We start from the raw sequence: 5,387 nt of genomic DNA, 5'->3' as shown, positions 1-5,387 counted from the left end.
TGCTGATAACTTTGCTATTCGCATTTAAGCCGTCGTTGTTGATGTAAGTGTTGCCACCTACATTCACACCTGCATCATTTAACACAACTTGGTTATCACCGGTGCCTGCAGTCACGCTATTCAAGCTAATATCGTCTTGAAGTGAGAATTTCACTGTTGCGCCACCGTTCGCGGTGTTGGCTTGTTTAGCAATTAAGTTTTTACCTGCTTCAAAGGTCACTTTATTGCTAGAACCCACTTTCGCGTCAGCTTCAGAACCGGTTTCAGTATTACCTTTGGTATCTACTACAAAGTGGTTCGCTTTTAATGCGTCAGCGACAGCTTTCGCGCTCACCAATTTGCCTTCGTCTGCTGCTGCAGGGGTATTGACTGTACCGTCAGCATTCACTAAATCGCCTGCGATAAAGTTCGGTGTTAACGTCACTGTGTCGCCCACTTTATTTGCAGTAAGTGCGGTCGGATTTGCAGATACCACGTTTTGTACTGCGCTATCCGCTTTGGATTTCACTTCCGCTAATTGACCGCCGTTCACCGCATCTGTGCTGCCTGCGGCAACGTTGCCGTCAGCCACACCGGTAATTTTCTTATTACCTGCGTCAATGCCTGCATCCGTTACGCTTGGACCGTTATTGATGCTTAAGCCTTTGTCGTTCAATGTGCTATCGCCCACTTTCACGCCATTGTTATTTAACACCACTTTGTTCGGGCCAATACCTGCTTCAATTTCAGCCGATTTCACGCTGACAAGATTTTCTAGCGTATCGCTCAGTTTGTAGTTCACTGTCGCGCCACCGTTTGCAGTGTTGGTTTGTTGTGCAACTAAGTTTTTACCTGCTTCAAAGGTCACTTTGTTGCCTGAACCCACTTTCGCATTTTCTTCAGAAACACTAGCATCAACTGTACCGCCGTTGGCTTTGGTATCCACCACGAAGTGGTTCGCTTTTAATGCGTCAGCAACGGTTTTCGCGCTCACCAACTTGCCTTCGTCCGCGGCTGCAGGGTCCTTGACTGTACCGTCAGCATTCACTAAGTTGCCTGCGATAAAGTTCGGAGTTAACGTAACTTTCGTACCGTCTTTTTTCACAGAAAGTGCGGTCGGATTTTCAGACTCAACTTCTTGTACTGCGCTATCCGCTTTGGCTTTCACTTCCGCTAATTGACCACCGTTCACTGCGTCTTTGCTGCCTGCAGCTACGTTGCCGTCAGCCACGCCGGTAATTTTCTTATCACCTGCATTGATGCCGTCTTTCTTCACAGAAGGACCACCTGCGATAGTTACACCATCCGTGTTCACAGTTGTATCGCCTGCTTTCACAGAATCCACAACAAGGTCTTTTTTGGTTGCCACGGTGTAGGTTTTGCTGCCGTCAGCGTTGGTGGTTGGGGTTACAGTGATATTCTCACCTGCCGCCACTTTGGTGTTTGCTGCAGCGATAGCATCGTTGACGTTATCTTTGCCTGTGCCACCAATGTTAGTCATGGTTAAATGACCGTCATTAGCCAATGCCGCATTGCCACCTAATTTGGTTTTCACATCGCCTGCGAAATTGTTCATGTAGTTATTGGTTGCATAAAGTTGGCTACCGTTAATCGCATCGGTGCTGGTTGCGCTAATCACGCCAGCCGCCACGTTTTGGATTTGGCGTTCCTTGCCGGCAGAACCCACAGACACAGTGCCGTTCGCGGCATTAGGTTGACCTGCTGCAGCGTAGGACGTGTTAAGGGTGTAAACACCGGTGTGAACATCTGAAGTTTTAGAATCACGACCTAACGCTACTGAGTATTCGTGTGAAGCAGAAGCAGCCGCACCTAACGCCACAGAGTTTAAAGCAGACGCATTAGCAGAAGTACCAATTGCAACGCTATAACCGTTCTTCGTTGAACCATCTGCCTCTTTTTGTCCATTACCTGCAGTCGCTTGTGTACCAATAGCAATGCTATAGTTGTTTTTCCCTGCAGACATTGTACCAACGGAGATCGAATGTTTGACATTGAGATACTCATCTACTGTGCTGACATCTTTACCATCACTCTCAACCTTATCCGTCATTTTACCTGAACCGGAATTTACACCAATAGCAATGTTGTCATTACCATGTACTGCACGTCCTGCTTGATTACCGAGAGCGATATTTGACCAACTATCTTTACCGGCTCTACCTGCTTGTGTACCAACGGCTACAGTACCATGTTGATGATTAACAGGTGTAACCTCATCTGCCGTATATTCTGCACCGGCATAATGACCAATCATTACACCAAAATTACCAACATTAGGGCGACGGGTTTTCTTATTATCAGTTTCAGTAACATCACCGGCTTTATGACCGATAGAAATTTGATTAACACCATTCGTTACAGCGTTGTCACCAATTGCGACCCCAGTTTGACCTAGGGTCGAAGCATTAACCCCCATAGCGATAGAGCGAGAGAAATCTGTATGGGCTCTCGTACCAAACACTAACGAATCATCTGTATTTGCTGCTACATTGATATTGTTACCAATTGCATAAGTGCGGGCGCTTGCAACGGTGTTTTTATTACCAATGGCTACTGCATCTTCAGCGGTTGCATGGCTTTCAGGACCTACAACAATAGCTCTTTTTGCAGCAGCTGTTGTTGTGGAACGATTGGAACCGGTAGAAGCATCATAGTTACCTGCAATTACGATACTTTGCGCACCTTCTGCAGTGTTATAGGCACCAATAGAGATCGTCTTTTCGCCATTCGTTTTTGCGTAAGTACCCATGGCTATAGAATCGTGTCCATTATTTGTCGCAGCATTACTACCTAATGCAATAGCGTTAGACCCCATTGCTTCAGAAGAATAACCAATAGCAATAGATTTTTTACCATCAAATTTATCAACTTTACCGGCTTTTGAATCTCGACCAATGGAGATGGAATCATCAGTAAGCGCTTTAGCATTATTACCAATTGAGGTAGTGTTATTTACTTCAAGTGCTTGTGCTGCAGTGCCATTGCCTGCGTTTGAACCTAACGCAACGTTATTGCTACCTTTCACGAACACGCCTGAGTTCAAGCCACCGCTAAAGTTGCCTGCACCTTCCACGCTACGACCTGAGTTGTAACCAATGGAGGTATTGTCATCGCCGTTAACAGTTTGTCCGGTGTTCGAACCGACAGCCACGTTACGAATACCCGCAACGCCATAACGACCTGCATTCACACCCACAGCCACGCCTTGTGCGTTTCCGGTTGCTGCTGCATTGTCTGCACCGGCATAATGACCCACAAAGGTCGCTAATTCAGCCCCTGCATCAGTCGCCTTTTTCAATGCACCGGCACCAAGACCGATAGAAACTTGTTTTGAGCCTTTCGCACTTGAGTTATAACCCAATGCCATAGAAGCTTCATTGCCGGCACGTGCATTTTCGCCCATAGCAATCGCGCGTTGATCAGTGGCTTCAGCGCTTTTACCTAGCGCAATAGAACCAATACCTGAAGCCGCTGAAACGTAACCCATTGCTACCCCGTTTTCACCCGAGGCTTTCGCAAATGAACCAATTGACACCGTGTTGCTGCCTTCAAGTTTGTTAGTGGCATCACCGGAACCGGCATAATTACCCATCGCAACGTTTTGTGAACCTTTTACGTACATCCCTGCGTGGCTACCCACGGCAGTATTGATTCTACCACCCTCGCCATAACGACCGGCGTGGTTACCTAATGCAGTGATGCTTTCATTATCTGTACCGGTATAATCCGCGCCAGCATAATGACCCACGGCTGTGCCGTAAGTCGCTTTGGTAGTAGAAGGCGTGTTATCTTTATCCACATCTACAACTTGACCGTTTGCCATATAACCAATAGACACCGTTGCAATGCTGGAGGCTTTTGCGTTATCACCAATCGCAACCGCAGATTGACCATTCGCATGAGAGTGATAACCTTGCGCAATCGCGGATTTACCGGAAGCTACGGCGTCATAACCCAATGCTTGAGAAGCACTACCGCCACTTGCTACGGCATTGGCACCGATAGCAGTAGCCCAGACTTCAGTGGCTTTGGTATTCACACCAATCGAAATGGCATTCTCTTTCTTATTCGCCTCATCCAGCGTGGTACCCGTACCCATACGGATGCTGTTGGTTGCGCCTGCGCCGTTAGTACCACGATCACCCACGCCGATGATACCGGAGTTCACGTCTAAACGACCGCCAAGGGTGAGGTTTTTAGCGCCGTTGTCGTTCACACTAGTTGGCCCATTTTTACCGTAGAATAAAGTGCGGTTAGTTTGAGTACTACGTTCTTCAGTTGCGTTCGCAGCAGTTGAAGACAGGCAAGGCTTCATAACATCTAAGCCATAGTAACTTCTATCCGGTACAACTTGAGAAGGACCCAAAAGAGAAAGTGCAGCTGAAGGAACACCTCCAGAAATTCCATGAATACCGACATTAGGACCTTGAGCATCAGGAACCGCTAAACACCCCGTATCTGTTCCATCATTAATATAAATACCCGGTCCCGCTACCGCACTTGTGGAGGTTAACGCCAACCCAACAGAGATGGCAAGCGCACTGGCAGCAAAGCCGGCGGTGCCTTTCGCAACACGACCGACAACAGTTCTTTCGGAACCCTTGCCATGTGCAGAAGCAAATTCAGGGACGGCGGTGAACACACCAAGCGCCTTATTAAAAATGCTTTTGTAAATATGATTCATAAGTGATTTCCTTTTTTATGAAGAAAACGAAGGCTGTCGCCAGCCGTAAAACTTTTTTGCTTTGCTTTTAACCGTTCTGCTTTTTAGAAGTGAATGCTTTTGTTGCTCACAATCCTCCTTAAAAGTTCTGAAAGTGTCGGCTGAAAAACACCGTGAAAAACGACCGCACTTTAAATCACCTCGGGCGGCATTTTAGAGGGTATTATTTCAACCTATACCTTAACTTCGGCATGATATTCAAAAAATAACCACAGGTCAACCACCGCAACACCCCACACCTTGAGTTTACATTGTTTTACATTTGCGCAATGGGGCGTTTTTTTCCATATTGTGGCGTGCATTTTGATGCACGACCGACACATCCCGCGCGTAATTCCATGTAGCGTGCAACTTGTTACACGACCGAACCACGCACAGAACATGATTCACCACCTTTCGGGCATTCATAATTTCGTTCGTAGCGTGCATCTTGATGCACGAATGATTCCACCTCGGTACGGAATGAAGTGCGGTGTTTTTTGTGCGTGTTTTTTCGTGCAACAAGTTGCACGCTACGGGGGCGTTATTTCATATCGTAGCGTGCATCTTGATGCACGACCGAATCACGCGCAGAACGTTATTCAACGCTTTTAATGGCGCACGCTTCACAGCGGGTGCCGATAACCAATTAATATAAAAGGCACGCGTTAGGAAACGCGCGCCA

The 5,387-nt window shown here is 47.1% G+C and carries 1 protein-coding gene; it reads right to left on the bottom strand.

Translation table 11 applies throughout. The annotated features are described in order from the left end of the window. A partial coding sequence (locus HMPREF9065_RS04480; RefSeq protein WP_021616156.1) for an ESPR-type extended signal peptide-containing protein occupies nucleotides 1-4,684 on the bottom strand: 4,684 nt, incomplete at its 3' end. Between the last annotated feature and the right edge of the window lie 703 nt (nucleotides 4,685-5,387).

The organism is Aggregatibacter sp. oral taxon 458 str. W10330 (assembly GCF_000466335.1).
Classification (GTDB): domain Bacteria; phylum Pseudomonadota; class Gammaproteobacteria; order Enterobacterales; family Pasteurellaceae; genus Aggregatibacter.
The sequence above is the reverse complement of the archived record's forward strand: the minus strand, read 5'-3'. Positions and strand labels throughout refer to the sequence as shown.